Annotated in this window: 25 protein-coding genes, 2 pseudogenes and 1 riboswitch; of the genes and pseudogenes, 10 read left to right on the forward strand and 17 right to left on the reverse strand. The window is 70.8% G+C overall.

The window, feature by feature from the left end; all coding sequences use genetic code 11:
• Positions 1–53 precede the first annotated feature (53 nt).
• Both FRCN3DRAFT_RS0204755 and FRCN3DRAFT_RS0204760 read right to left on the reverse strand, forming a co-directional pair.
• Entirely contained in the window at positions 54–1721 is a 1668-nt protein-coding gene (locus FRCN3DRAFT_RS0204755) for a CYTH and CHAD domain-containing protein (protein WP_007513148.1), read from the reverse strand.
• 108 nt (positions 1722–1829) lie between these two features.
• Complete coding sequence (locus tag FRCN3DRAFT_RS0204760) at positions 1830–2717, reverse strand: CPBP family intramembrane glutamic endopeptidase (RefSeq protein ID WP_007513146.1); 888 nt, start codon at positions 2715–2717, stop codon at positions 1830–1832.
• 217 nt (positions 2718–2934) lie between these two features.
• Between FRCN3DRAFT_RS0204760 and FRCN3DRAFT_RS42665 the strand changes: the two genes are divergently transcribed.
• The 3 genes from FRCN3DRAFT_RS42665 (at position 2935) to FRCN3DRAFT_RS0204775 (ending at position 5837) form a co-directional block, all read left to right on the forward strand.
• Positions 2935–3450 carry a BlaI/MecI/CopY family transcriptional regulator gene (locus tag FRCN3DRAFT_RS42665; protein WP_007513145.1) on the forward strand — a complete coding sequence of 172 codons (516 nt, stop codon included), beginning with the start codon at positions 2935–2937 and terminating at the stop codon, positions 3448–3450.
• Entirely contained in the window at positions 3447–4721 is a 1275-nt protein-coding gene (locus tag FRCN3DRAFT_RS0204770; protein WP_007513143.1) for a M56 family metallopeptidase, read from the forward strand. The genes FRCN3DRAFT_RS42665 and FRCN3DRAFT_RS0204770 overlap by 4 nt, the downstream gene beginning before the upstream one ends.
• 324 nt (positions 4722–5045) lie before the next feature.
• A complete protein-coding gene (locus FRCN3DRAFT_RS0204775) occupies positions 5046–5837 on the forward strand; it encodes a type 1 glutamine amidotransferase (RefSeq protein WP_027140263.1) in 792 nt (263 codons plus the stop codon).
• Here FRCN3DRAFT_RS0204775 and FRCN3DRAFT_RS0204780 read toward each other — a convergent pair.
• The gene (locus FRCN3DRAFT_RS0204780) at positions 5824–7335 is read right to left on the reverse strand and encodes an MFS transporter (protein WP_007513139.1); all 1512 of its coding nucleotides are present in this window, start codon (positions 7333–7335) and stop codon (positions 5824–5826) included. The genes FRCN3DRAFT_RS0204775 and FRCN3DRAFT_RS0204780 overlap by 14 nt on opposite strands.
• 365 nt (positions 7336–7700) lie before the next feature.
• Between FRCN3DRAFT_RS0204780 and FRCN3DRAFT_RS0204785 the strand changes: the two genes are divergently transcribed.
• Entirely contained in the window at positions 7701–8648 is a 948-nt protein-coding gene (locus FRCN3DRAFT_RS0204785; protein WP_027140264.1) for a hypothetical protein, read from the forward strand.
• An 89-nt stretch (positions 8649–8737) separates the two neighbouring features.
• On the opposite strand, the gene FRCN3DRAFT_RS0204790 is transcribed toward FRCN3DRAFT_RS0204785, so the two are convergent.
• Together FRCN3DRAFT_RS0204790 and FRCN3DRAFT_RS0204795 are read right to left on the reverse strand one after the other, a co-directional pair.
• A complete protein-coding gene (locus tag FRCN3DRAFT_RS0204790; RefSeq protein ID WP_007513135.1) occupies positions 8738–9289 on the reverse strand; it encodes a methylated-DNA--[protein]-cysteine S-methyltransferase in 552 nt (183 codons plus the stop codon).
• A gap of 90 nt (positions 9290–9379) precedes the next feature.
• Positions 9380–9988 (reverse strand): DUF2599 domain-containing protein, encoded by a 609-nt coding sequence (locus FRCN3DRAFT_RS0204795; RefSeq protein WP_232793923.1) that lies wholly within the window; start codon positions 9986–9988, stop codon positions 9380–9382.
• Positions 9989–10395: 407 nt separating this feature from the next.
• Between FRCN3DRAFT_RS0204795 and FRCN3DRAFT_RS54815 the strand changes: the two genes are divergently transcribed.
• On the forward strand, positions 10396–10548 hold the full coding sequence (locus tag FRCN3DRAFT_RS54815) for a hypothetical protein (RefSeq protein WP_007513131.1): 153 nt from the start codon (positions 10396–10398) through the stop codon (positions 10546–10548).
• Between the two features lie 198 nt (positions 10549–10746).
• Here the strand turns inward: FRCN3DRAFT_RS54815 and FRCN3DRAFT_RS0204805 are convergent, their stop codons facing one another.
• The 7 genes from FRCN3DRAFT_RS0204805 to FRCN3DRAFT_RS0204845 form a co-directional block, all read right to left on the reverse strand.
• Complete coding sequence (locus FRCN3DRAFT_RS0204805) at positions 10747–11322, reverse strand: HhH-GPD-type base excision DNA repair protein (protein WP_027140266.1); 576 nt, start codon at positions 11320–11322, stop codon at positions 10747–10749.
• A 778-nt stretch (positions 11323–12100) separates the two neighbouring features.
• Positions 12101–12751: a response regulator transcription factor gene (locus tag FRCN3DRAFT_RS0204820; RefSeq protein ID WP_007513125.1), complete on the reverse strand. Its 651-nt coding sequence runs from the start codon at positions 12749–12751 to the stop codon at positions 12101–12103.
• On the reverse strand, positions 12736–13986 hold the full coding sequence (locus FRCN3DRAFT_RS0204825) for a sensor histidine kinase (protein WP_007513124.1): 1251 nt from the start codon (positions 13984–13986) through the stop codon (positions 12736–12738). The genes FRCN3DRAFT_RS0204820 and FRCN3DRAFT_RS0204825 overlap by 16 nt, the downstream gene beginning before the upstream one ends.
• A complete protein-coding gene (locus FRCN3DRAFT_RS0204830; protein WP_007513122.1) occupies positions 13983–15494 on the reverse strand; it encodes an alpha/beta hydrolase in 1512 nt (503 codons plus the stop codon). The genes FRCN3DRAFT_RS0204825 and FRCN3DRAFT_RS0204830 overlap by 4 nt, the downstream gene beginning before the upstream one ends.
• Before the next feature lie 371 nt (positions 15495–15865).
• On the reverse strand, positions 15866–16000 hold the full coding sequence (locus FRCN3DRAFT_RS55900; protein ID WP_275451421.1) for a hypothetical protein: 135 nt from the start codon (positions 15998–16000) through the stop codon (positions 15866–15868).
• Between the two features lie 47 nt (positions 16001–16047).
• Positions 16048–16491 carry an NYN domain-containing protein gene (locus FRCN3DRAFT_RS0204840; RefSeq protein ID WP_232793924.1) on the reverse strand — a complete coding sequence of 148 codons (444 nt, stop codon included), beginning with the start codon at positions 16489–16491 and terminating at the stop codon, positions 16048–16050.
• A gap of 205 nt (positions 16492–16696) precedes the next feature.
• Entirely contained in the window at positions 16697–16987 is a 291-nt protein-coding gene (locus tag FRCN3DRAFT_RS0204845) for a TraR/DksA family transcriptional regulator (protein WP_007513116.1), read from the reverse strand.
• A 523-nt stretch (positions 16988–17510) separates the two neighbouring features.
• On the opposite strand from FRCN3DRAFT_RS0204845, the gene FRCN3DRAFT_RS0204850 reads away from it, so the two are divergent.
• Positions 17511–18248: an SDR family oxidoreductase gene (locus tag FRCN3DRAFT_RS0204850; RefSeq protein ID WP_007513114.1), complete on the forward strand. Its 738-nt coding sequence runs from the start codon at positions 17511–17513 to the stop codon at positions 18246–18248.
• Positions 18249–18799: 551 nt separating this feature from the next.
• A complete protein-coding gene (locus FRCN3DRAFT_RS0204855; RefSeq protein ID WP_007513111.1) occupies positions 18800–19780 on the forward strand; it encodes a carbon-nitrogen hydrolase family protein in 981 nt (326 codons plus the stop codon).
• Positions 19781–20019: 239 nt separating this feature from the next.
• Here the strand turns inward: FRCN3DRAFT_RS0204855 and FRCN3DRAFT_RS57360 are convergent.
• Positions 20020–20115 (reverse strand): annotated as a pseudogene (locus tag FRCN3DRAFT_RS57360) (HhH-GPD-type base excision DNA repair protein); the annotation flags it as partial.
• A gap of 167 nt (positions 20116–20282) precedes the next feature.
• Positions 20283–20365: riboswitch (ZMP/ZTP riboswitch) on the forward strand.
• A gap of 34 nt (positions 20366–20399) precedes the next feature.
• Here FRCN3DRAFT_RS57360 and FRCN3DRAFT_RS0204860 point away from each other — a divergent pair.
• Entirely contained in the window at positions 20400–21545 is a 1146-nt protein-coding gene (locus tag FRCN3DRAFT_RS0204860) for a phosphoribosylaminoimidazolecarboxamide formyltransferase (protein WP_007513110.1), read from the forward strand.
• 29 nt (positions 21546–21574) lie between these two features.
• Here FRCN3DRAFT_RS0204860 and FRCN3DRAFT_RS0204865 read toward each other — a convergent pair whose 3' ends face one another.
• Entirely contained in the window at positions 21575–22408 is an 834-nt protein-coding gene (locus FRCN3DRAFT_RS0204865) for a nuclear transport factor 2 family protein (RefSeq protein WP_007513108.1), read from the reverse strand.
• A gap of 96 nt (positions 22409–22504) precedes the next feature.
• On the opposite strand from FRCN3DRAFT_RS0204865, the gene FRCN3DRAFT_RS0204870 reads away from it, so the two are divergent.
• The gene (locus FRCN3DRAFT_RS0204870) at positions 22505–23044 is read left to right on the forward strand and encodes a TetR/AcrR family transcriptional regulator (protein ID WP_007513106.1); all 540 of its coding nucleotides are present in this window, start codon (positions 22505–22507) and stop codon (positions 23042–23044) included.
• Positions 23045–23431: 387 nt separating this feature from the next.
• Here FRCN3DRAFT_RS0204870 and FRCN3DRAFT_RS55910 read toward each other — a convergent pair.
• Both FRCN3DRAFT_RS55910 and FRCN3DRAFT_RS57365 read right to left on the reverse strand, forming a co-directional pair.
• Positions 23432–23527, reverse strand: a pseudogene (locus FRCN3DRAFT_RS55910) (HhH-GPD-type base excision DNA repair protein); the annotation flags it as partial.
• 100 nt (positions 23528–23627) lie between these two features.
• The gene (locus tag FRCN3DRAFT_RS57365; RefSeq protein ID WP_335341700.1) at positions 23628–24281 is read right to left on the reverse strand and encodes a type 2 periplasmic-binding domain-containing protein; all 654 of its coding nucleotides are present in this window, start codon (positions 24279–24281) and stop codon (positions 23628–23630) included.
• Between the two features lie 480 nt (positions 24282–24761).
• Here FRCN3DRAFT_RS57365 and FRCN3DRAFT_RS42675 point away from each other — a divergent pair, with 480 nt between their 5' ends.
• Positions 24762–25379 carry a TetR/AcrR family transcriptional regulator gene (locus tag FRCN3DRAFT_RS42675; protein WP_051466140.1) on the forward strand — a complete coding sequence of 206 codons (618 nt, stop codon included), beginning with the start codon at positions 24762–24764 and terminating at the stop codon, positions 25377–25379.
• Positions 25380–25488: 109 nt separating this feature from the next.
• Here FRCN3DRAFT_RS42675 and FRCN3DRAFT_RS42680 read toward each other — a convergent pair whose 3' ends face one another.
• Positions 25489–26952 carry a DUF11 domain-containing protein gene (locus FRCN3DRAFT_RS42680; protein WP_232793925.1) on the reverse strand — a complete coding sequence of 488 codons (1464 nt, stop codon included), beginning with the start codon at positions 26950–26952 and terminating at the stop codon, positions 25489–25491.
• Positions 26953–26987 lie beyond the last annotated feature (35 nt).

Consider the following 26987-nt stretch of genomic DNA (forward strand, 5'->3'; position numbering starts at 1 on the left):
CGCGACCCGATTTCGGTGCCATCCTGCCCAGGGCGGCAGAACTCACCGGGAAGCTACCCCTTCAGCCAGCGGCGGTGGCGGCTGTCCGAGAGAGACGGCCAGGCGTCGAAGAAGTCCCGCTCGGCGAGGCGCGCCCGCAACTCCTCCAGGCCGAGCAGCAGGCCGTAGGTGAACGCCGTCGGCTCGCCGGCCTCCTGGGCCGAAATCCCCCAGGACCGCAGCAGCCCGGCGGCCACGGTGGCGTCCTGGTGGGTGCCGAGCAGCTCCTGCGCCTCCGAGGAGATCCGGGCGAGTGTCTTGGCGTCCGCGCCGAAGACCGGCGTGATCGCCTCACCGGCGTAACGCAGCCGCTTGGCCTGCTTGCGCGCGGAGTGGAGCAGCACATCGCGGTCATGGCCGGCCGGAGTGGCCGCCGCCTTCGCGATCTTGCGGACGAGCCTGTGGTCGGCTGCCCGGACCAGCTCGCGCAGCTCGGTCGCCGCCGGCCGCCGTGCTCGCCCCGCCAGCGGCGCGCGCACCAGGTCGGCGAGGTCGACCAGCAGCACGAGGTAACGCTCGCCGCGCAGCGCGGCGAGCGCCTCGTCCCTGCCCTGGGACATGCCGGCCTTGAGATGCCGGGCCAGGCTCTCCTCGACGGGGCCGCGGACGAGGTCGGGCGGCAGTGCCGCGAGCCGGCCGTCGAAGTACTCCAGCTGAACCTCGCTGTCGCGGGCGCCGGACAGGGCCGCCGCGAGGTCGCCGAGCTCGCGGTCGAGATGACCCACCAGGTCGGCCGGGAACAGCGGCGCGAACGTGCGCAGCGTGCTGCGCATCCGGCGGGTGGCCACTCGCATCTTGTGCACCGCGTCCGGCTCGTCCATCCGCACCCGCGGGTCGGCGGCGAGCAGCGCGTCCACCTGCTCGGACAGGTAGGCGCGCAGCACCTCGCCGGCGGCGAGGTGGGCTCGCCGCCGGCGGCGAGCCGGCAACGCCGTCGACGGGCTCGGGGCCGGCGCGGGCGGCGCGGTGTTGGCCAGGCTGAGCACATGGGCGAGCTTGGAGCCGTGCGGCGCGTCCGTCGCCCCGGCCGCGCGCAGGGCCGCCTCCACCTCGTCGAGCAGCCGCGCCCCGGCGGCGCCGCCGAGCGGCGCCTTCGCGCCGGCCGATTTGGCCCCCGAGGTGCCGGCAGTCGGGCCCGCCCCGTTGGGAATCTGGGCGAGCAGCTCGACCTCGATCTCGCGCCACTGGGTCAGGACGGCTCGCTCGCCCAGCGTCTGGGCATGGACGCGGTCGTCGACGACCTCCGCCAACGGCTCGCCGGCCGCGTCCAGCAGCCGGGTGGCACCGCGGGTGGTGACCAGTCGGGCGACCGGGTTGACCCGCGCGCCGCGCAGCTGCAGGAACACGATGTCGAGCAGGTCGGCCGGTGGCACGCAGTGCGCCATGCCTCGCTCGTCCGGCTCGCTGGCCGACAGCGGACGGTGGATCTCCTCGCGCGCGCCAGCGCCGGCCGGCAGCTTCAGGTGCCAGCCGTCGTCGGTACCCCCGGTCCGGCGGCGCAACGTCACCTTGGCCTGGGCGAGCCGCAGGTCCTCGGAGTCGTAGTAGATGGCTTCCTGGGTGAACGTCTCCGGCTCCGTCACCGCCGCGACGCCGACATCGCGGGCCGCCTCTTCCAGGGAGGGCAGCACGAAGTCCGCCCCGACGGCGAACTTGCGCTCGATCTCCAGCTGACCGCCCACGCCGTCCCCTTTCCGAGCGCCTGCCCACGGCCAACGACCGGCAGGACCGCCCAGTCGTCGAACCGCACGTAGGGCAACAACCTCAGTTTGCCGTTTGTTCCCCTATTGTTATCCAGGAGTTGGCAGCCAGGAGACGGATCCCGCCAACGCCACATACCCGACGAACGCCACCGAATCGATCAGCGTGTGTGCCACGATCAGCGGCACTACTCGACCGCGTCGCTGGAAGATCCGGCCGAACAGCACGCCCATCGCGACGTTGCCGAAGAAGCCGCCGAGGCCCTGGTAGAGATGGTATGAGCCGCGCAGCAGGGCACTGGCGGCGAGCGAGCGCCGGTCGCCCCAGCCGAGCTCGCGCAGCCGGACCAGCAGGTATCCAGCGACGATGACCTCCTCGGTCACCGCGTTCTGCAGCGCGGAGGCCAGCAGCACCGGGATCCGCCACCACACGTCCGGCAGCCCCGAGGGCGCGACGGTCAGGTTCGCCCCGCTGTGCCAGGCCAGAAGGTAGAAGCCCAGGCCCGTACCGCCGACGGCGGCGGCGAGGGCTGCGCCGAACGCCAGGTCGCGGCCCGGGCGGCGGCGGTCCAGCCCGATCGCCCGGGCGCCGCCGCCATGGCGGACCAACAGGTGGATGGCCAGGAACGCCGGGACGATGGCATTGAGCAGCCCGGCGAGCTGGAGCGCCAGGTCCAGCCACGGCCGGCCCGGCGCCGCGGACCCGTTGAGGAGCGCCACCTGGCCGCGGACCGGGCCGCTCGTCACCGACCCGATGTAGCGGATGAAGGCGAACAGCCCCGACATCCCGAGCGATACCCCGAGCAGCAGCCAGATCTCGACCACCAGCCCACGCCGACCGAGGGCCTCCTCACCGGCCGGGCCGGCCGGTGAGGCATCCGCGCGGTCGGTGCTGGTGTCGGCGTCGGTGCCGGTGACGATGGCCACGGCCCCGGGGGCATTCGTAACCGACGGAACCGACGGTGTGCCGGTAGCCACCGGTGCGCCCGCCCGAGGACGTATCCCTGGCCGCATTCCCGGACCGTAGCCCACCCGCCTGAGGCGGGGCTTAGCGCGCGGGCACGGGGCTCAGCTCACCCCACGCCCCGCCAACCGCCGGCGCCGGCGGCGCTGTCGGCCGGTTGCCACGAGATCCCGCCGGCCAGCCTCCCGGTTCGGCGGCACCCAATCTTCTACACGGCGTAAAATTGGGATCATGGCGCGCCTGGGAGACCTAGAACGCTCGGTCATGGATGTGTTGTGGGACTCCGAGGGCTGGCTGACGGCGCGAGAGGTCGCGGCCCGGCTGCAGCACGAGCGAGACCTCGCGTACACGACCGTCCTCACGGTCCTCGAGCGGCTCGAGAAGAAGGGCTTCGTGCGCCGCCAGCGGGCCGCCCGCGCGCACCGCTACCGGGCGTCCGACGCCCGCGAGGCGGTCGTCGCCGAGGCGATGCTCGAGGCGCTGGGCACGGCCGACGACCGTGGCTCGGCGCTGGTCCGCTTCGTCGGGGCGGTCTCGGCCGAGGAGGCGGAGATCCTGCGCCGGGCGCTCGCGCTACCGGCCGACGCGGAGGTGCCCACGCTGGTCGATGCCGGTGACGGCGCGTACTCCGACAGAGCGACGTTCCGTGATGGAGCCTCCGGCGCGGTCACCGACACTCGGACAGGCGAACTCGATTCGTCATCGTCGCCCGATAAGGCAGGCGGCGGTAACGTTGCGTCGACATGACGACGGCGGCCGCTCTCGCGCTGTTCGCCGCGGTGCTGGCATGGCCGGTGCCGCGGCTGCTCGCGGGTGCCCGCTGGACGCACGGCTGCCCCAGGGCGGCGATCGTGCTGTGGCAGGCCGTCGGGCTTGCCGGCGGTGTGTCGGCGCTGCTGGCGGCCGTCGCGTTCACGGTCGCGCCGTTGTCCGGGTCGACGCCGCGGGCGATCGCCAACCACGCGCGTAACATCGCGGCCGGTCGCCCGCTGTCCGGGCTCGACTGGCTGAGCATCGTCGGCCTGGTGACCGTCGCGGCGCTGGCCGGCCGGTTGTTCGGCGTGCTCGCCTCGTCCACCTACGCCACCCTGCGCCACCGGCACCGCCACCGGCACCTCGTCGATCTCACCGGCCGGGAGCATCCCCCGACGTCCTGCCGGGCGCGGTCGCACGGCCACCTCGGCGCTCCGGCCCAGGCCCGCGCCGGCCGTTCCCGCCGGATCCACGACTGGACCCCGCTCGCCGTGGTCCGCCCGCAGCCATCCCGACCCGAGCCGGCCCGCGCGGGCGCCGACGAGCAGGCTCAGTGCGAGCTGTGCGGCCATGTGGGGCTGCGCATTCTCGATCACCCGGTGGCGGTCGCCTACTGCGTCCCCGGTGTCCGGCAGGCCCGGGTGGTGGTGTCCCGCGGGCTGCTCACCACGCTTGAGCCGCGTGAGCTGAAGGCCGTGCTCGCGCACGAGGACGCGCATGTCACCGGCCGCCACGACCTGGTCATCCAGCCGTTCATCGCCTGGCAGCAGACCTTCCCGTTCCTTCGTCCGGCCTGGGAGGCGACGGCGGCGGTCTCGCTGCTCGTCGAGATGCTCGCCGACGACGCCGCCGCCCGCCGCACGAACGGGAAGGTGCTCGCCCGAGCGCTCGCCCAGCTGGGCGTGACCCGGGGCCTGGTTCCCGCCGGCACCCTCGGGATCCGCGGGGGGCACTCCGCCGACAGCGGCGCGGGGGTTCCCAGTCGTGGCGGCGCCGCGCGTCAGACGGCCGACGGCACCACCGTGGCCGCATCTTCGGCGTCTGCGGCCTCCGCGGCGACCGCCGCGCCGCCGGACCGGCAGTCCCCCGACGCCACGACGCTCGCGGGCGCCGGGAGCGCGCATCCGCCGTCACGGTCGCCGGTGATCGCGCGCATCGTCCGGCAGCTGGAACCACCGGCCGTCCCCTGGTGGCAGCCGGCCGCCGCCTACGCCGCGGCGGTCACCATCCTCGCGACGCCGATCCTGCTGCTGCTCACACTCTGACGCTCCGCCCCGCCCGCCTCGCCCCAGCCCAGCGCTGGCGCACGGGCGCGGCACGGCCAGTGGTTGTGGCCATTCCCCGCCCGCCCGACCCTGCCCGGTCTCGGCCGGCGATGACCGCTGCCCGCAGCGCGCGGCGGCAGCGCCCGACGGAGGACGTCATCGGCTGGTACCGGGGTCTTAATGAGTCGGAGCTGTCACGTTTCCTAGCCGTGGAGGCCGGGCGGGGGGACGATCCCGACACGGTGACTGCTCGGTGGCGGCACCGCGAGCACCTCACCGCGAGCACGGCGAAGCCTCGCCCCGACGGGAGGTGGACGGAGGAGCATGACGACGATGGCGGTCGGCCCAGGCTCGGTCGGACACGGCGTCGGCGACCACGAGGAGGGCGGCCACGGAGACGGCGGCGGCCACCCCAGGGCGATCATCGTCGTTCATGACGTCAGCGGCGCCGCGGCCACGGGCGAGCTCGGCACGATCGCCGACAGGATGACGCAGCACGGCATCCGGTTCGATGTGATCACCGCCGGCGACCAGCCGTTTCCCGCCCCGGCGACGCTCGACCTCATCGTCATCATGGGCTCCGACAAGTCGGCCTACGACGACACGATCCCATGGCTGGCCGCCGAGCTGACCTACCTGCGCGCGGCGGTTCAGGTCGGCACGCCCATCCTCGGCATCTGCTTCGGCGGGCAGCTCCTCGCCCGCGCGCTCGGCGGTACCGTACGCCGGGCCGAGCGGCACGAGCTGGGCTGGCTGGCGGTCACCACGGCCGACCAGAACGCGATCCCCACCGGCCCCTGGATGGAGTCGCACTGGGACACGTTCACCGTGCCGCCGGGCGCCCGACGGCTCGCCTGGACGCAGGACGCCGAGCAGGCGTTCCGGTTCGGCCAGCATCTCGGGGTGCAGTTCCACCCCGAGATCACCCCGACGGTGTTCGAGACCTGGGCCGCCATCTGGCAGGCAAAGGGCCGTGATCGGGAGCTCGCCGCGATGGGCGTCGACATCGCCGGGCTACGCGCGGAGATCGCGCGCCGGTCCGACGCCTCGCGTACCGCCTCCTACACCCTCTTCGACGACTTCTGGGCCCGCGCCCGAGCCTTCAGCCGCTCCTGACCAGCGGCGCCGTCGGTTCCTCGCGGCCCGGCTGGGTGGCGAACAACGCCGCCGTGCGGGCGGCGGTGCCGCGGGCCCGGCGACCGGTGGTCAGGACACCGAGCACCCCGATCGCGACCCCGCAGCCAACCATGATCCACCAGGCCGTCGCACTGGTCGGGTCGATCGCGGCCCGACCGTCCTGACCGGCGACGTGGCTGGCCGCGACGGAACCGAAGATCGCGACACCCAGCGCCATGCCGATCTGCCGGCTGGTCGAGGCGACCGCCGCGGCGACCCCCGCCTGGGCGACAGGCATCCCGGAGACGGCCGTGTTGGTGATCGGCGCGTTCACCATGCCGAAGCCCAGCCCGAACAGCACGTACGCGCAGACGAGCACCGTGAGGCTGGTGTGCGGGCCCATGAACGACAGCACGACGCCGCTGGCGGGCAGCGCCGTCCCGGCGATGATCAGCGGGGGTCGTGGGCCGAAGTTGCCGACGAGACGGCCCGAGATCGGCGCGCACACCGCGGTCACCCCCGCCATCGGCAGGGTCAGCAGGCCCGCGTGCAGCGCCGAGTAGCCGCGCACGTTCTGCAGGTAGAGCGTGTTGAGGAACAGGAAGCCACCCATCGCCGCGAACGCGCAGACGGCGATGGCGGTGGCGCCGGAGAACGGCGCGCTGCGGAAGAACCGCATGTCGAGCAGCGCCTCGTCGCGGTGCGTCTCGCAGACGATCAGCCCGACGAGCGCGCCGGCGGCGATAACGAACAGGGCGATCGTCTGCGCCGACGTCCAGCCAGCGGACGGCGCCTCGATGATCGCGTAAGTGAGCGTGCCGAGGGTCACGGCGACGAGCAGCTGGCCCAGCGGGTCGAACCGGCGGGCCCTGGGGGCCTTCGACTCGGGCACGTACCGCCCGGTGAGCACCATCGCGACCAGGCCGATCGGCACATTGATCCAGAAGATCGCCCGCCAGCCGACCCCATCGACCAGCAGCCCGCCGAGCACCGGGCCCAACGCCATGGACAGGCCGATCACGCCGCCCCAGACGCCGATGGCACGAGCACGCTCCCGGCGGTCGGTGAAGGTGTTCGTGATGATCGCCATCGCCACCGGGTTGAGCATGGAGCCGCCGACGGCCTGGACCATCCGGAACACGATCAGCCAGCCGAGGCCCGGCGCGAGGCTGCACAGCAGCGACCCCGCGGAGAACAGCGCGAGCCCCGTCCGAAAGATCCGCCTGCGGCCGAGCCGGTCGCCCATCGAGCCGGAGAACAACAGCAGGCTCGCGATCACGAGCCCGTAGGCGTCGATCGTCCACTGCAGGCCGGAGTCAGGGGCATGCAGATCCTGCTTCAGCGACGGCAGACCGACGTTGAGGATCGTGGTGTCCATCCCGACGATGAACAGGCTGGAACAGCAGATCGCCAGCACCAGATAGCGCCTGTTCCGGCTCAGCGGCTCACCCGCCGCCACTCCACCAGCCCCCGCCGCCGGCGTCGGTGCCGTCGTCATCGGTTCTCCGATCTTTGAGCTGGTCACCACAGATCATCGAAATCGTTGCGAAAGTCTAATATTTAGCAGACTACAACTAACTCTCCGGCGAGCCGCCTCGCTCGCCTGTGACGTATCCGCCGCCGCGGCGCGGCCGGCACCGAACAGCGGTCTAACGACCGACAGGAACGGACAAACGGGGCACCGTCGGTGCTTACCTGGGGGTAGCTACCGAGGGAGAAGGGGTCACGGGACTGATGACCGGGCCAGAGCTCGCAAACCCGCCCCTGCCACGTGAGCTCCCACCAGACGAGCCGACGCCAGCGCCGCCGGCGGCGACAGCGGCGACAGCGGCGACAGCGGCAGCCACGCTGGCGCCAGCACCGGTGGCCTGGCCGGTTCAGGTGCTCGTCGTCTGGCCGGCGCGCGTGGTCGCCTTCGCGGTCTTCCTCCCGCTGCGGATGCTCTACGAGCTGGTCGCGTTGGTACTGCGCTGGGTGGTGCGGGCCACCTGGGAATGGCTGCTGTACCCGGCGCTGCGTCTCCTGTTCGGGACATTGCGGATCTTCTTCAAGGCGCTGTGGGTCGTGCTGTCCGCGCTGTGGGACTGGGTGCTGCGCCCTGCCGGACGAGCGCTGGCCTGGCTCTGGACGCGGGTCGGCCGGCCGCTGCTCCGGCTGGTCTGGCTGGGGCTGAGCTGGCTGACCGCAAAGGTCGCAAGCGCGTTGCGGGTGTTCTTCCGGGTGCTGCTCGAGGTGTCGTTGTGGGCGATCGAGGCGGTCGTGCGCCGCCTGATCCGTCCTGTGCGCTGGCTCGTCCGGGTGGTGCTCGCCCCGGCGGCGCGCGCGGCGGCGTGGGTGCTGATCCACGCCGGGCGCGCGATCCGGGTGGGCCTGTACGCGCTCGGCCGGCTACTGGCGTGGTCGGCCCGGCACCTCGTCGCGCGGCCCGGCCGCTGGTTTGGCCGAGCGGTGCTGGCGCCGGGCTGGCGGGTGACGGTGGCGGCACTGGCCTGGGCCGCGCGCGCGACCACAGTCGTCCTGCGTCTGCTCGTGGCCGTGCCGCTGATCTGGTGCTGGCGGACAGTGGTGGTCCCGGTCGGCCGGGCGAGCGGAAAGGCGCTGCGCATCCTGATCGCCGTCCCCGTCGCCTGGGGCTGGCGGACACTCGTCGTGCCCACCGCCCGGGCGGTTCGCGTCGCGTCACGGGTGCTGGTCGTCCGGCCGTCGCGCTGGGTCCGCCACGCCGTCTGGCAGCCGATCCGCGAGACCACCTCCAGCGTCGCCCGGGCGCTCACCGGCCGGCCCGCCCGACCCCGGCGGGCCAAGCCCTGAACGCGGCCCGAGCCAGGAGACGAGCCGCGGCGACGCAGGGGCGCTGACCCAGGTCCGGGAACGGGAACGGAAACGTCGCGGGAACAGGCCTAATCGAACAGCGTCGGTGGTGGGGCGGGCAGGGCGCCTTCGATCTGGAGCATGCGGCGCTTGGTCACCGCCCCACCAGGAGCCGAGAAACCGCCGAGTGCGCCGCCGGCGGCCACGACCCGGTGACAGGGCACCACGACCGGGACCGGGTTGCGACCCAGCGCCTGACCGACCGCCCGGACGGCGCCCGGCATCCCCAGCCGCGCGGCGACCTCGCCGTAAGTAAGCGTCGAGCCAGGCGGGATCGCGCGGGTCACCTCATAGACGCGGCGGTAGAAGTCCGGCACCCCGTTCAGGTCCACCCGGACCTCGCCGAGATCCACCGGCTCGCCCGCGAGCAACGCGACCATCCCGTCGATCGCCACCCGCACCGCCTCGGGCGCCGGGCCTTCCACCGCCTCCGGATAGGCCGCCACCAGGTCCGCGCGGGTGGCGGACGGTTCGCCCTGGTCGGACGGCAACGCGATGCCGACGATCCCGTCGTCACCCCAGACGACGCCGCAGGAACCCACCGCGGTGTCGAAGAGCGTCATCCCATGGCTGGCGGACATGTCTTCCATCCTGCTCCCGGCCACCGACACTCCATCCCCACCCACATCCCCATCCGCCGGGTGGACAGGAGCGGGAGCCGAGTCTCGGCGCTACTCGTGCTCGCCGGTCACGGTCTGCTGGGGCTGGACGCCGTCGGGCCGGAAGGTCCGAGAGGCGCCGGACGGGTCGGTCCCGAGGCTGTTGCCACACTTGGTGGAGAACCAGCGCGACTGGCCCGCCTTCGGCCGCCAGCTCTCGACGTCGAACGTCTCGCCGGTCGCATACCCCTGACCGCCCGACGCGGGGACCAAGGCCAGGTACTCGTGGCAGCGCAGCTGGTCCTGGAGGCTGTCGCCGACCGGGCCGTCGAGACCGGTGAACCCGGCGGACGGCGTCAGGCAGCGGCGGATCGCCTGCCACATCACCGCTGTCGCCTCGTTGCGGTCGCTCGCGTGCCGCGCGTCGCTGGTCGGGCGCAGCGAGACCCGGAAGTCCCCGTTCGACCACCGCTGCACGGTGATCTCCTCGACGTACTGACTGGCACCGCAGAACGGCGGCCCGGCGGCGGCGACACCAGCGGGGCTGGCCGTCGCGCTCGGGACGGCGGCGGCGCCGGCGGCGCTCGGAGAGGAGGGGGCGCCTGACCCGTCGGCGGAACGCACGGCCGCGTCGGAACGGGCGGTGCTCTCAGCCTGGCAGGCCACCGTCACCGCACTCATAAGCACCACACCAGCCGCCACCACACCAGCCGCCACAGCTCTACCCACCGCCCGCCTCATCACCGTTCGAGCCTAGGCCGAGCGTGCCTGTCCGGCCTGGCAGCGTCGCCCGCCGGACCCACGCGCCCCAGCCGATGCCTGCAACCACGCCGACCGCAAGCGGCAGCCGCGGATCACCACCGGCCCTTGGCCACTCGGCCACCGGGCTACTCGACGGGTCCGACCGTCCAGCGGGCCCGACCACCGCGCAACCGGGACCACCGTGCCACCACGCCACCGGGCGACCGGGCGACCGGGCCGCCGCCGGGCCGAGCTCCGTACCTCGCGGTCGTTATGACTCGTCGACCTAAACGCGATTTGTCGACCTTGAAGGGATTCAGCAGGCGATCGACGGGTAGCAACGGATCATGCTTGCTCTCGTTGCCGCCCTCTGTTTCCTGCTTGCCGCCTTCGGAGTCGACTCGGACGACATCAACCTCGTCTGGCTCGGCCTGGCCTTCCTCGCCGGTCATTTCGCCTTCCCCATCAGCTCCCCGCGGTTCAACCGCACCCGACGGTAGGAACAGGAAGAGCCGCCCGGCACCGACAGGCTCCTGTGGATCTTCGCGGTCGGGCGCGAAGTCCAGTTTCCATACCCGGGCCGATGGTCCTCGCTGGGTCGGATAGCCAAAAGCGGCGATGATCGCCAACAGCCGTTCCGCGCCGTGTTGTGGCGCGGCGTGGTGCCAAAGAGGCGCGGTACCAGGGATCAGCTCAACTCAGCCCGCGGTGGCCTTGGCGGCAGCCTTCACGGCTTTTTTGAAATCGCGCACCTGGATACGGGTTTCAGCGTTGGTGATGTCAGCGACGGAGCGCAGACTGCCCTCCTCTCCGAAGGGCGCGCATGCCGCGCGCCATCCAGGCGGAGTAACGCCAAGCTGCTTACCGAGCAACGCGACGAAGATCTTCGTCTTCTGCTCACCGAAGCCAGGAAGCGCGCCGATCTGTCGAAGCAGATGTTTGCCGTCGGCCGCCGACGTCCAGACCGCCGCCGCGTTACCGTCGTACCTCTCGACGATCAGCTGACACAGCGCCTGTACCCGCTTGGCCATCGAGCCGGGAAACCGGTGTAGGGCGGGCTGCTGGGAGAAGACCGCCACCAGCTCGTCCGGGTCGAGGCCCGCGAGCTCGGCGACGTCGAGCGAACGCCCGAGCCGCTTCGTCAGCTCGTACGGCGCCGCGAACGCCCGCTCCAGCGGGATCTGCTGGTCGAGAACCATTCCGATCAGTAGCGCCAACGGGTCGTTCGTCAGCAGCTCGTCGGCCTCGTCGATCTGGCTCAGGTGCAGTCCCACGACGTCACCGTAGCGGATGCACCGACGGGCAGCGTCACATCGCTGGCAGCCGTCTTCCATAGTTGGACGGGTGGCGGGCCCGGCCCCCGCCGCCGAGCTGGCACCGCGTCACCCCGGATCCCGGAGCTGGTCTTGCACGCAACTCCTGCACCGGCATTCTCCCCACTCGGCATCCTCCATGTCGTGAGGAGGGTAAGTTCCCTCGTCCAACACCTTGACCATGATCGCGTCTGCCCGCAGGTTGAGTTCGATCATTGCATGCTCTTCGGGGGTGTGCTTGTACGGCTCCATACATTCATAGTGACTTCGGGGTCGCCGAAAAAGTCCAAAATCTGGAAAGATCCAGGTCGTCGCGGGTCCTGCCGGCACCGCGGGTGCCGCCGCTTAATGGCAGGCGACGAAAGCGCGGTCACAGTCACAACGGACAGCACAGGGCGTCGAGGAGAACTCCCCTGCATGGAATCCCATCGGTGCTGGGGGCCGTACACCGCCCGAGACCGAGGCGGACTCCACCCGCCCGTGAGGAAGCGTCCCGGCGGGGCGGACCATCCCACTCCATCCTTCCGAAACCTGCTGGTCCAGCACCATCCCGATCAAGAGCGCCAACGGGTCGTTGGTCAGCAGGTCGTCAGCCTCGTCGATCTGGCTCAGGTGAAGTCCCACGACCTCACCGTATTCGACCGCGTCGCCGGGCCGTAGCCGCGGCACTCCAAGGCATTCGTGTAGCGGCGGGTGGAGCGGTAGGTCACCGCTGTAGGACCACTCGTCCCGGGCCCCGTCAGCCGCGTAGGTAGCTCAGGACGGCGAGCACCCGGCGGTGGCCGTCCTCGCTGGGCAGGTCGAGCTTGGTGAAGATGTTGCCGATGTGCTTGGCGACCGCGGCCTCGCTGACCAGGAGGATGCGGGCGATCGACGGGTTGGAGTGGCCTTCGGCCATCCGGGCGAGGACCTCGCGCTCTCGCGGCGTCAGCCGGTCGAGCGGGTTGGTGGCGCGCTGCCGGTTCAGGAGATGGCGGACCACCTCGGGGTCGATGACGGTCTCGCCGGCGGCGACCCGTGCGACCGCGTCGGCGAAGTCGGCGACGGCGCCGACCCGGTCCTTGAGGAGGTAGCCGACGCCGGCCCGGCCGGTCGGTCCGAGCAGCTCCGCGGCGTAGGCGGTGGCGGCGTACTGGGAGAGCACCAGCACGGCCGCGCCGGGGTCGCGGGCGCGCAGGGCCACCGCGGCGCGCAGCCCCTCGTCGGTGAGCGTGGGAGGCATGCGCACGTCGGTGATGACCAGGTCGGGCCGGTGCTCACCAGCGACTCGCAGCAGCGCCTCGCCGTCGCCGACGGCATCCACCACCGTGTGGCCGAGGCCGTCCAGCAGGCTGACGAGGCCGGCGCGCATGAGTGTCGCGTCCTCGGCGAGCACTATCCGAAGTGACATGGCAGCTCGATCCGCACCGTGGTGGGTCCTCCGCCCGGGCTGGTGATCTCCAGCGTGCCATCCATGACGGCGACCCGGTCGGCCAGGCCGCGCAGGCCACTGCCCCGCGCCGGGTCGGCTCCGCCCCGCCCGTCGTCGGTGACCGCCAGCAGCAGGCGCTCACCGCCGGCGGCCGCGCCGACCTGGATGCGCGTCGCCTCGGCGTGCCGGACCACGTTCGTCAGCGCCTCCGAGATGACGAAGTAGGCCGTCGACTCGACCGGCGCCGGCGGGCGCCCCGGCAGCGCGACGTCGACCTCGACCGGGATCGGGCAGCGCTCCGCGAGCTCCCGCACCGCCTCGGCCAGCCCGAAGTCGGTGAGCACCCGCGGGTGGATGCCGCGGATCTGTTCGCGGATCGCGGCGAGCGCCTGCCGGGCCTGGTCCTGAGCCTCGCTGACCAGGTCTCCGGCCCGCCCGGCGGTGCCGGCGAGCTCCACCTCGGCCAGGCCCAGGTTCATGGTCAGCAGCGTCAGATGCTGCTGCGCACCGTCGTGCAGGTCACGCTCGATGCGGCGCCGTTCGGCCTCGAAGGCGTTCACCAGCCGGCTGCGCGACTCAACGAGGTCGTCCACCTGCCGGCTGCGTTCCCTGCCGGAGGGCGCCAGCAGCAGCTGCGCGAGTTCCTGCTGCGCGCCGGCGAGGACGCCGAGGCCGTAGAGCGCAAGCACCGTCAACGGCAGGCCGCCCACCACGGCGACCAGCAATGACTGCCCGACGGTCTCGACCGACCACGCCCCGACCTGGACCATGACCACGTCCGCGCCGGCCGTCGCGACGACCATCGGCAGGGCCAGCAGCAGGGCGCAGCCGAACAGCGCGAGCATCTCCCCCGCACCGGCGACGAGAAGCACGGACAGCAGGCAGGCGGCGTAGCCGAGCTCCCGCCACGTCGCGGCCTCGCCGAGCCGGCGCCGCACCCAGGCGAGTGTGCCCCCGGTGACGGGTGCGTGCGGGCTGCCGGGCGGCACCACGCCCATGAGGCGCAGCCGCTGGCGTTCGAGCGACCCGATCGGCAGCCCGGCCAGCGGGATCAGCGGGAAGACCAGCAACGACGGGAGCACCGCCGCCCAGGCCGCCAGGCTGACCGCCACGGTGCTGCCGACGTAGGCCAGGCTCCGCCACGGCCACCGGGACAGCAGGAAACGGTGCGGGCTGCCCGCCATCGCCCGCCACACGGAGGCGGCCACGTTCATGAACCTATACCGCAGTTCACGTCGCGGTTCGGCAAAGCGCCGTCCACCAGATACCGGTTCACCGTGGTGTCGACGCAGGAATTGCCGGCGGCGATGTATTCGGTATGCGCGAAGCCGCCGCGCAACGTCAGCAGGCGCGAGCCCTTCAGCGCCCTGTGCATCGCGAGCTGTCCGGGATACGGCGCGACCGGGTCGCCGTCCGCGCCGACCATCAGCGCCGGCACGTCGTTGTCGATGGTCGTCGGCTTTTCCGCCGGCGCCACCGGCCAGAAGGCGCAGGGCGTGATGTTGTGGGTCAGCGGCCCGAACAGCGGCTCGTCGCCGCGGTGCGCTTCGATGGCGCGCAGATACGTACCGGGGTCACGGTCCACGGCCCGGTCGGCGCACAGCACGGCGGTCCCGGCCCGGTCGGCGGCGTATCCGGCGCCGGTGAGCAGCCCGGCAAGGAACGTGTCCAGCGCGGGGGTAGGCGTCGCCGGCTCGTCGCGGGCGGCGGCGGCGAGGATCTTCACCTGCCCGGCGAGCTCTCCGTAGCTGTCGTCGCTGTCATCGTAAAGATGGACGAACAGGAAGTACGGCACGACATGCTCGTCCAGCGCGTAGCTGCCGACTCGCAGGGGATGGCGCTGGCTCGCCTGGTTGACGCGGTCGACGGTGGCCAACACCGCGCCGGTGGTGCTGCCAAGGCCGTACTCGCCGTCGTGGCCGGCCGCCCAGGCCGCCCAGTGCGCGAGCGCGGCCTGCGCCGCCGGCGCGTCACGGGAGATGAGGTCGGGGCCATAGACGTCGGGATCGGGAGCGCTGTCGAGCACCACCCGGTCGGCGTGCGCGCCGAACATCTGCAGGTAGACGGCGCCGAGATAGGAGCCATAGGAGTAGCCGAGATAGGAGATCTTCTGCTCACCCAGGTCGCGCCGGATCAGGTCCATGTCGCGGGCGGTGTTCCTGGTCGAAGCGTGCGGAAGCAGGTCGAGGTTTCCCTGCGTGCAGCCGGCGGCAAGGTCCTTCGCCAGGGCCACGCTTTCGCCGTAGGAGCCGCGGTCCGGGCCGGCGGACCGCAGGAACGTGTCGGTCTTCCACCGGCACGCGATCGGGCTGCTGCGACCTACGAACCGCGGGTCCATCCCGACGAGGTCGTAGCGCGCGGCGACATCCGGCATCTGCGCGCCGACGAGCGTCAGCTCCATGGCGCTGCCGCCCGGCCCGCCCGGGTCGAGCATCAGGACGCCGCGCCGGTGGGCCGGGTCGGTCGCCCTGACCCGGGCGAGCGCGACGCTGATCGTCCGGCCGTGCGGGCGGGCGTAGTCGACGGGGACGGTCACCTCGCCGCACCGGGCGCCCGCGGCGTCCAAGGCCTTGCCCAGGTCGTCGTCCGGTCCCGTGTGGCAGCCATGCCAATGGATGGCCTGAGGTCGGACGCTTTCCGGCGGCGAGCCGGTCGTCGCCGACACCGCCACAGCCGTCAGCACACCCGCCAGCGCGGTCGCGCCGATTCCATGAATTCCCATGTGTCGACCGTAGAAATCACCGGCTCGGCGCGCGATGGCGCAAGCGTGAGTTCCGTCGGTAGGGCGCACCGGACCGGCGGGGTATGCCTGGCTATACCGTCCAAGGGTACCTGTTCAGTCCAGCGGCCAGCCGAGCTACGAGGAGCTCGCGCGTCTGGTCGCGGACCAGGCCGCCGCGATCGCGGAGCGGGACGCGGTGATCGCGGCGCCGAGACGATTGACGGCGGCGGGCTCTGGCCCGGGTTCACCGGCGCCACTTCGGCACGCTTGCCCGCGGCGACACCGCCACCATTCCGACGACACCGCAAACCATAAGCCGAGCAATCGATGTGGTGATCGCCGGGCTGAGCGCACAATATTGTGAAGCGCGGTTACAGCGACACGGTCACGATTTCGTTCCTTGTTTGTCCGATTTGCTGGTCCAGCACCATCCCGATCAACAGCGCCAACGGGTCGTTCGTCAGCAGCTCGTCGGCCTCGTCGATCTGGCTCAGGTGAAGTCCCACGCCAGTCACGGTAGCCGACCGCCTCACAACCGCCGCACGACTGTCGATCAGGCCGCCGTGTAGTCGGTGTGATCCCGACAGCCTGCGTAGTCGTCGGCGTCCAGGTAGTGGCACCAGGGAAGCTGCGAGTCCGGGAAGCGGAGGCGACTGGTGCCCTTCCAGCTCGCGCCCTCCACGTGACGACCAAGATCCTTAACGGTCTCCAACGCCGGTACGAGGTCTGTGTCGCGGCTGAACAGGACGCCGACGTCGTAGGCGCCCTCGCAAGCCAGACGCACGAGGTCCACGGCGAGGGCGACGTCGATGCCCTTCTCCTGCGCGGGCTCGGCAGGCCATGCCTTCGGGTAGCGGAGCTGTCGGCGGACGACCGCGACGCGCGACGCGCGGATCGCGGGACCAGCGGTCAGCCTGCCGGTCGCTGGCCCCCGCGGCCGCCGGCTGATGATCAGGGCTCGGGCGCCCGCGGTAGACGCGGACGGCCGCAAGCTCACCCTCGAGTCGTCGCTCCCGGACGATCCGCTGCGCCACCCGCATGGGATCGACATGTCCATGTCGGCCAGGAGTGCCCGATGGCAAGAACGTGCTGCGAGCCGAGAGATGGACGTTTTGGTAGTCGATGAAGACGGTGACTCGTGGGGTCATGACGTAGCCGATCTAGAAAAAAAGCCCCGCCAGTGCCGGGCGATGGGGCGGGCGCTATGCGCACCGGACGCAGGTCCGCGCCGCCGGCCGGGCCTCCAGGCGGCCCGCCCCGACCGGCTGACCGCATACGGTGCACGTCCCGTAGGTACCGGCGGCCAAGCGAGCGAACGCCACGTCGATCTCCTCCGCCTCGCCCGCCGCCTGGCGCAGTGTCGCCCTCAGCTGCTCACGCTCGAACGGCATCGACGCCCCCTCGATGTCGTGCTCGTCGTCCGCGCCAACGTCGGCGGAGTCCTCGAGGAACCGGGCGAACTCGAGCCGGAGCGCCTTCAGCCGTTCCGCCACGCGAGCCCGCTCAACCACGAGCCGCTCGAACGCGGCAGATCCGGAGGTGGACGGCCCAGGCGTGGAGAGCCCGGACGACATGGCCCTATCGAACCACGTGTGCGCGAGCCGCGGGAGCGCCCGACGACCGCCGAGGGTCGGGCCAACCTGACGCTGTACCGCAAGTGGAGGCGACATCGCCGAGCATCGACAGCTCACCGCCGAGTCCGCGCCGCTCGACGGTCCTCCGCGCCACGCGCGCAGCGTCGCCGCCCTGGACCGGCGACGGGTCCAGCCGGGCGATGCCCACCTGCCGCTCGTAAGGGAAGTGTGGATAAGGAGCGGTGCGGCCGCTGGCCGCGTCCAGCCGTGCCCGCTGGGCCACGGTCAGGCCCGCCCGCCGCGCTCTCGCTCGCGGCGGCCGGCTGTGGGCCGCGGCGTCCAGGGACAGCCGCGGAACACGGCGTCGCATTTCTGCCAGCACTCGTTGGAATGACTGCTTTATGTTTGGAGAAAGACCTCGGACACGACAACGGAGACAAGGTTGCCAAGCATTGCGCTCATCACCGGAGGAAACCGCGGCCTGGGATTTTCGGCGGCCAAGGCCCTGGCTCGGTCCGGTGCCGTCGTCATTATCGGCGCACGCGGCGAAGCCGCCGCACGCAAAGCCATTGAGATACTGGAAGATGAGGGGCTCACCGCGGACTGGGTTGAGCTCGATGTTACCAGCCCAGAGAGTGTGCGAGCCGCCGCGAAGATCATCCGGGAACGTTACCGCCGACTCGACGTGCTGGTAAACAACGCGGGCATCCTACCCGAGGCGACGGATATCGTGGAGCACGAGTTCGCCGACACGAACATCTTCCGCCAAACGTTCGAGACCAATACGTTTGGGCCGGTCACCGTGACGGAGGTTTTTCTGCCGCTGCTACGCGAGAGCGTCGCTGGTCGGATCGTCAACGTCTCGTCGACCATGGGCTCGCTCACCGACCAGAACAACCCTCTTTCGCCGTACTACTCGATGCTCCTGCCGGCGTACCGAAGCTCGAAGGCCGCCCTGAACAGCATCGCCGTCGAGCTGGCGAAAAGCCTGAAGGGCACCCCGATCAAGGTCACGTCAGTGTGTCCCGGCTTCGTTCAGACGGATTTGACACCGATCAACAGACAGCAGGCGCCATTGACCGCCGACGAAGCGGCGCAGATCGTGGTCACGGCCGCGATGCTGCCCGCCGACGCGGAATCAGGAACCTTCATCGACGCCAACGGCCCGGTGACCTGGTAACCACGCCGGAGACCATGCCAGTCGCGGAGAGGCAGCGCCACCGCTCTGCCTTTCCGCGATGCGCCGCTTCAGCACCATCCCGATCAACAACGCCGTCACAGCGGCGCTCGCCATCACCGTAGCCGGACACGCCACGACCATCCCTACACCGGTCAGGTTCCGATGTGACAGGTGGCCGGACCCGCACGGCGTACCTAGCCTCGACCTTGCCGCCGGCGAGCCTGGCGACGGCGACGCCGATGGCCGTGCTCCGCGAGAGAGTCTGGGTCCGGGTGCCGGTTAGGGCGCCCCCTGGCCGTCGACCTGTGCCGAGGCTCGGTGCGCCGCGACCCAGGTCCTAGAGCAGCCGCAGCGCGCGACTGTGAAGTCGCCGAGGCCGTTCCTGGGCTAAGCTGGGGGCAGGGCGTGATCCACGCCTGACCTCGGAGGGTCGTCCCAGCGCGACCACGGTGAGAGGCAAAGGGGCTCAGGCCTCGGATCGTCGTCATAGGTCCGCTCGTCTCGAACGTCGACGGCCGCTGGGTGCTCGACGTCGGGACGCGGGAGAGCCGATGACGGCGAACAAGGCGTTCAAGCAGCGCGTGCGCGAACGAGCGCGCAGGACGGGCGAGTCCTACACGGCCGCGCTTCGGCACTTCCGCCAGCCCTCCGAGGGAACCACCATGCCGAACACCAATCCCTTCCGAATCTCGGTCGCCCAGCTCGACGCGCCGACGGATCCGCGTGATGCCGAAGCGTTTCAACGGGTGGGCCACGACGTACGTCGTCTGATGACCGAGGCCCGCGATCAAGGCGCTCGCCTCATTCATTTCTGCGAGGGAGCACTCTGCTCGCCAAATAAGCGGATCCTGTCCAGCGATCCGACCACCATGGCCGACGCCGACTGGAGCCGCTTCGACTGGGCGGCCCAGCGCGGCCAGCTTGAGGCGATCAGGAAACACGCCGCGGCATTGCGGCTGTGGACAGTCGTCGGAGCCGTGCACCGACTCACCGAGCCACATCGTCCACACAACAGCCTTTACGTGATCGACGACCACGGCCATATCATCACCCGCTACGACGAACGGATGCTGTCCAACACCAAGGTCAGCTATTTGTACACACCCGGCATCAGTCCGATCACCTTCGACGTCGACGAGGTGCGGTTCGGGTGCGCGCTCGGCATGGAAAGCGTGTATCCGGAGCTGTTCGCCGAGTACGAGCGAGCCGACGTTCACTGCGTGTTGCTTTCCACCATGGACAATGGCACCACCTTCGGCCTGCAGACACAGGCGCATGCCAGCACCAACAGCTACTGGATCAGCTATGCCACGGTCGCCGTCGACGCGGCCGCCGCGCCGTCCGGAATCGCTGGGCCTGACGGTCACTGGGCGACCCGATGCGGACCGCACGCCACCTCGGCCATCGCCACCGTCGATATCGACCGCGAACATGAAAGCCTCGCGCGCCCCTGGCGCCGAACGGCCCGCGCCGGCAGGTACGCAACCGCGGTCGTCGACGACGATCCTCGAGCACAACGAAGCTCGCTCTAACACGAAGGTCTCGACGGGCGTGCCCGAAGCGTTTCGCCCATCCCGGGTAGACGCTTCGGGCGGGCGGCGCCGCCGCGGTGCGTGCCCTGACGCACCGGCGGCATCCTCCGCGCAGCCAGACGAAAGGCGAGGTCGCAGAAGCCCGTCGGCGAGTCCGGCCGTACTCCGGGCGCCGCCACGTTTCATTGTCGCCGATGCACGGATCGGGAGACGAGGCCCCAGCCGTTCCTTGTTTGTCCGACTTGCCGGTCGAGAACCATGCCGATCAGCAGCGCGAGCGGGTCATTGGTCAGCAGTTCGTCCGCCGCGTCGTTCTGGCTCAGGTGAAGTCCCACGTGAGTACGGTAGCCGGCCCTTGCGCGGCGGTCGCCTCGCCGCTGGCCAGATCACGGTGTTGTCGGTCAGCCACGTCCGTGAAAGGGCCACAGCAGGCCGCGACGGTGTCCGTCATCCGCCTTTCCCGCCGAGGACGGCCGCGGGCTGACGTGTGGCTGCTACATTTGCGCATGGCCGCTACTGGCGCGGGTGGATGACCACCGGGGAACGGCCGGAAGACCGTCGACGCCGACCGCCTGGGCCCGCGACGCGCAGATGACTCCGCGCGACGTGAGGACGGCCGATGGACCTGCGGTATGGCATGAACCCCCACCAGCAGCCGGCGACGGCCAACCCGGTCGACGACGCCAGCCCGCCGGTGCGGGTCCTGCACGGCCAGCCTTCCTACATCAACATGCTGGACGCGTTGGAGGCCTGGCAACTCGTCAGGGAGGCGGCCGATGCCCTGGGCCGGCCCGCGGCCGCCTCCTTCAAACATCTCTCACCCGCCGGTGCCGCACTCGCCGGGCCGCTCGACGAGACGATGACCGAGACCTACGGGCTCGGCGCGTCGCCGGTGGGGATGTTGACGAGCGCCTACGTGCGGGCCCGCGACACTGACCCGAAAAGCTCCTACGGCGACTTCGCCGCGGTTTCCGCCCCGGTCGACGCGGAGCTGGCCGTACTGCTGCGCCGACTGGTCTGCGACGGAATCGTCGCGCCCGGTTATGAGCCCGGGACCGTGGCGACCCTGTCCGCGAAGAAGAACGGCACGTTCCTGGTCCTGGAAGCCGACCCTGCCCACCGGCCGCCCGCCCGAGAGATCCGTGAGGTGCACGGGATGCGCTTCACCCAGACCTGGGACGACGCCGTGCCCAACCGGCAGACGCTGGCTGATGTCCGCGTCGGCACGGTGCCCGACCACGCCCTCGACGACCTGCTCCTTGGCCTGATCGTGGCCCGTCACACGCAGTCGAACTCGGTCGCCTACGTCCGAGGCGGGATGACGCTTGGCGTCGGCGCGGGCCAACAATCCCGGGTGGACTGCGTCCGCCTCGCCGGAGCGAAATCCGACACCTGGTGGCTACGCCGCCACCCCCGCGTCCGAGCGCTGCACATCGGCCAGAACCCGAAGATCCAAGATAGCATCAACGACGAGATTCAGTACCTCGACACTGGCGCCGCCGGTTCCGGCCTCCCACCCAGGCCTGGAGGGGCCCCGCCGTTGACCGCCCTGGAGCGCGCCCAGTGGCTGAGCCGGCTCGACGAGGTCAGCCTAGCTTCCGATGGCGCTCTGCCCTTCCCGGAAAACATCGTTCACGCCCGCCGTCACGGGGTGCGCTACGTGGCCGAACCCGGCGGATCAATCCGCTCCGCGGAGGTCATCGCCGCCTGTCACGATCAGGAGGTCGCCCTCGTCCACACCGGACTGCGCCTGTTCCGACACTGACGTTCTTTCGGTTTCCTCCAGCACCGAGTTCATGTCCCGACGGGACCGGTGCGAGCGCCCCACAGTTCCGCGATCCGTCCGTCGGCGACACGGATGACTTCGATGAGTTCTCCAGTGTTGTCGGTCAGCCGGGAGCGGATCATGGCGCGGTCGTCCTCGGCGACCAGGTCAACGACCTCCGTGCGCAGATCCGGTGCGGCTGTGCGCATGGCGAGCCACCGTTCCTTGACCATGCCGGGTCCACGGGACTGGAGCGGGTGACTGTAGAAGTCAGCGGTGAAGATCTCGTCGACCGCCGGTAGGTCGAGCGCGTTGAACGCCGCGTGCATGCGATGCGCCAGGCCCCGACTTGTCTGGGCCTTCGTCGGCCCGGCGGGTGCGCGGCCGGTGTCGTCCACGAGCGCCCGCGCCAGCGGCTCCAGCCGGCCGAAGGCTCGGGCCAGGCCGATGTGGTCGGCATAGTCGCGGGATTCGACGATCTGCCCGTCACGGACACGGACCACGAACACGCACGGCAGGGCGAACTCGCCGCGGTCGGCCATCCCGGTGTAGGTGAACTCCACGACGACCACCTCCGGATCCGCCGTCCGATGCACGGCCATCTCCGTCGGTGCGAACGACCGAACACCGGCTACTCGCCCGGCTGACCCGGCGAAGTGCTGGCGCAGCTCGGCACGAGTACGCAGCGGTTGATCACCCAACGGCGCAAACGGGTGCCGGACGTCGGTCCGCTCCCCGTACAGGCCGGCGAGCGCGTCGAGCTGACGCTCCCGCTCGTCCGGTGCGAGATCACCAGAAACCAGCCGGCTCACGCCGGCGGTGACCATGCGAACGATGTCGGCCGGGGCAGGTGTCGGTACCATCGAGCCTCCAAACGAAGTCGCGACTCCGCCAACAGTAGCGGAGTCTGGACTTCGTTTACAAGGGCGGCAGGGCCGGACCGGAGGTAGGTGAGAGCCGTGCGGAAGAACGCCGTCGCCAACCGCGAGCGCATCCTGGCCGCCGCCGAAGCGGTGTTCGGCGAGCACGGCGCGGCCGGCTCCACCGAGGACGTCGCACGCCGCGCCGAGGTCGGCATCGCGACCGTGTTCCGCCATTTCCCCACGAAGGCCGCGCTGGTGGAGGCGGCCCTGGTCCGCCACTTCGATCTGCTCAACGAGCGGGCATCCACCCTGGCTGCCCAATCCGACCCCGGACAGGCCTTCCGAGACCTGCTGCGAACCATGGTCGAGGGCGGGTCGACGAAGTTGACGCTCGCGTCCCAGATGCCGGATGGACAGTTCCCACCGAGCGTCCGCCAAGGGGCGGACAAGCTGCGCGCGACCGTCGAGGACCTCTTGGACCGCGCGGCGCGGTCAGGGGCGATCCGCCGGGACGTCGGGGCCGACGAGGTCTATCTCCTGGTCCGTGGACTCGCCCAGGCATCCGCCACCACGCCGACCGCACCGCAAACCGTAAGCCGAGCCATCGAGGTGGTGATTGCTGGATTGAGCGCGTGAGGGGCCGTCCATCGTCAACGCCGCGCCGGCAACAGGCGCGGGAACTGGCTGCACCGCACCGTGGACTGGCCGGCCAACCACGCGACACCTCACGCCGTCGACCGGTCAGCTCGGTGATTGGTCGGTCAGAAGCCGGCACATGACCACGCCAGTGCGCAGCTACGACTTGACCGTCAGGTTTTTCCGCCCGACTCTGCACACCGGAGGCGGTGTCCATGCCCCGCGCAGAACGGTTGCGTCGGGTCCGTAGAGCCGCATCGTGACGCCCAGCGGGCCAGGTTGAGCCGGCAACCAGTTCGATTCCCGGTCGGATCCCGGACTGACATGCTGAAGTCCGCCTCTGTCATGGCGTTCACCGATTACCCACCCGCCGATCCTTGTTTACCGAATCCACTGGTCCAGCACCATCCCGACCAGGAGCGCCAGCGGGTCGTTCGTCAGCAGCTCATCCGCCGCGTCGATCCGGCTCAGATGCGGTCCCACGTCGCCACGCTAGCGCCACGTCGCATGCCCCGAAGATCAGATCTCACCGGAGGGCGGCGTCGAGGGCACGCCGGTGACCGGGATCCGGCTCGGGTGTCCTTCATGACGGCTGGCCACAGGCGCCGTGCTCGAGCGGGAGGAAGCCGTAGTCGGCGATCGCGTGTCGAGCCGCCGGGCTCGTGCACAGCCAGCTGTCCGGGTCCGCGAACAATCTGCCAAGCGCGGGTGGAAGAACGCCGGCCTGGTCGCGCAGCGCGACCACGTATTCGATGATCCGGAACGATTCGGGTATGCCCGGGACGCCGCGAACCTGGCCGAGGTTGATTTCGACCCGTCCGGCCGTCGGATTGAACAGCGTCGCCGGGATGCCGTTGATGGCGCCGAGGACCAGGTTGCCGTGCTCGTCACTGTGGCCGTACTCGGCCTGGCCGATGTATTTACCGACGGAGTACAGGACCAGTGCGTTGCGGTTGCCGACCAACACCGGGTCCGTGCCCTGGTCCTGCTGCACCGTTCGCACGCACGAGCCAATGGCGCTCGCCCCGCTCAACTGCCGCAGCAGGGCCGCCAGAGCCGGTCCGATCGCCGGCAGGAAGACCTGAATCGATTCGCTGCTGGCACCGCCGACCTGATCCCACCGGGTGGCGCGACATTCGATGATCGCATTCAGCTGGGCGACGGTGAGTCGAGCCGGAACGTTCGACGTCCTGTTGTGTGCGTAGGTGAGCGCGTCGCGGGCGATGGGCAGGAACACCGAGTTCTCCGGCGCGCCGGCGGTTCGGGGTGCCAACGAGCGCGCGAAGTCGATGCACGGCCGGCCGTCCGGAAGGACCTGGCGGGTCGCGAGCGCCGTAATTCCAGGCAACGAACCGTTGGGCCTTGCGATCGGTTCGCAGCCGGCTTTGGGGACGATCGTTGACGATCCTGTCGCCCGCCAGCTTCCCAGCGGCGCGGCTCGACCGTGGGCGAGGTTGTACGCGGCGGCGAGACGTTCGAACAGCGTCTCCGTGGTGTCGCTGCCGACACCGATGATCGCCTGACTGTCGGCGACGACCCGGGCCGACGGGTCCGGCGGAGGGTCGGACGCGGACGCGGCGCTGCTGGGCCGCACGGTCGCTACCAGGGTGACGAGGATCGTGGCGAGGACTGCGGCGGACGGGAGTAGACGTCGCATGCGCCTAGGTTTCCAAAGTAAATGTACGCTGTCAACATATGTGGTCGGTACGATCCGCCAGTGAGCGCCAAGGGCCAGTCACGCAACCCTCGCGGCGAGGGAGAGCGACTGCGTGAGGCGCTCCTCGCCGCCGCCGCCGGGTTGCTGACGGAGGACCCGGATCTTCAGCACCTGTCGGTACGCGCGGTCACCTCCCGCGCCGGGGTCACGCACACGGCGATGTACCTGCACTTCGCGGACAAGCAGGCGCTGATCGAGGCAGTGAAGGTGCGGTGCTTCGACGATCTGGCCGAGGTGCTGGCCGACGCGGTCCGGGAGGCTCCGGACGACCCCGCCGCCAGGCTGCGGAAGGTGGGCGAGGCTTACCTGCGCTTTGCCACGGCTCGGCCTGGTCACTACGCGGTGATGTTCCACGCCGGCCATCCGGCCCAGGTCACCCCTGCGCCCGAGCACGTTCGCGCCGCCGGGCTGCGGGCGTTCGACTCACTCGTCGCCCTGACCGCGGACGTGACCGGCGGGCGGGACGCTCGCGACGCCGCGGCCGCTCTCTGGCTCTCTCTGCACGGCTGGGCGAGCATCCGGCAAAGCATGCCCTGGTTCCCGCTGCCCGACGAGCTCAGCTATGTCGCAAGCCAGGTCCACGCGCTCGCGCGAGGCACGCAGGTCCCCGGAGCGTAGCCGGGACCCAGCGGCGACCACCCGTGTTACCTCGAAGCGGATTGCCAGAACCCGGAGAACGGCCGGGGTTCGCGCGCCGCGGCAACGGCGCGCGAACCCCGGCGCTGGGTCAGCTCCCGCTGTTGGTGGTTGTGAAGCTAATGCTCGACTGCACGCCCTCCTGGACGTAGTTGCCCCCGTCGCCGGCGGGAAAGAACGTGGCGGTCAGGAAGTACTGGTCGATGACAAGGCCGTTGGTGACGAACGTCAGTACCGGCAGGTTCGCGCTCGGGTTGAGGGCCGCGGCCGATGGGCACGGACTACCGCCCTGCGTATCGCAGGTCCAGACGACGGTTCCGGTCGGCGCGGGGGCGGCCGGGTTGGCGGCGTTGGCGAAGGACGCCGTAAAGGTCATGGTGCCGGGTGCGGAGATGTCGACGTTGTTGGGCGGGGGGTTGTTCGGGTCAGGGGTGATGACGATGGCGACCGGTGCCGGCTGGGACGTCGCGGTGGCCGAGGCGGTGTTGTTGGCCGACGCCGGGTCAGCCGTGGCCGAGGAGACCGTGGCGGTCACGGTCTGGGCGCCCAACGCGATATCCCCGGCGAGGGCGGAGACGGTGAGGGTGGCGTGGGCGCCCGGCGCCAGATCACCGATCGTCCAGACACCGGTCGACAAGGAGAACGTCCCCACCGACGGGCTCGCCGTCGGCGACACGAGCCCGGCCGGTATCGCGACCGTCGCGGTCACGCCCTGCGCCGTCGTCGAGGCACTCGTGTTCGTCACCGTCGTCGTGAAGCTCACGGTGCCGTAGTAGAACGGCGCATTGCCGCTCACCGCCTGCGCGACCGCGAGGTCGGCCCCAGCCGGAGCCACGCTCACGGTCAGTGTCGCCGTCGTGGCGATGCCCTTGTTTTTCACGGTGACGGTGTGCGCGCCCGGGGTGGTCGCCGTGCACGTCGCGCCGGTGCAGCTTCCGTTGGGGCTGATGCTGTACCTGGTGCCGGCCGGGTCGAGGGCGACCGGGTTTCCGAAGGCGTCGGATCCCTGCGCGGTGTATGCCTGGGTCGCGCCGGGAGCGATCGTCGAGTTGGCCGGGCTGATCGTCAGGCTGGCCAGCGGTGCGGCGTCGACGGTGAAGGTGTTCGCGTCCGCGAACGGAATCGCCGCCGCGCCGGCCGGGGTGAAGGTGGCCGGGAAGGCGAAGGTGCCCGGCGTGGTCGGCACGGTGACATTGCCGTAGGACAAGGTGGCGACCTGCCCGTCCGCGCAGTCCGTCGCGACGGTGATCACGTTCGATCCGTCGGGCTGGGCGGCGGTCCCGGCCACCTGGAACTGGGCGCACGGCGAGGTGGCGCTGAGATAGCCCGGCGCCGACGGCGTGCCGGTCTGCGGCGCGGAGAAGCCGGCCGGCACGGTGATGGTGATCGTGGCGGGAGCCGTGGGCTTCTGGGCCCGGTAGGTCCAGCCGAGACCGACGCCCTGAGTTCCGGCGTCGGCCTTCTTGGTGAGGAGTTTCAGGCTCCCGGGATTGACCGTCGCGGCCTGGGCGGCGTCCGCCGCGACAAATGACGTCGCCAGCGTGATGGCGGCCACAGCGGCCCCCAGTCCCGCCCGGCCGGGTCTCCCCG

The sequence above is a fragment of the Pseudofrankia saprophytica genome (genome assembly GCF_000235425.2).
In the GTDB taxonomy this organism is placed as follows: domain Bacteria; phylum Actinomycetota; class Actinomycetes; order Frankiales; family Frankiaceae; genus Pseudofrankia; species Pseudofrankia saprophytica.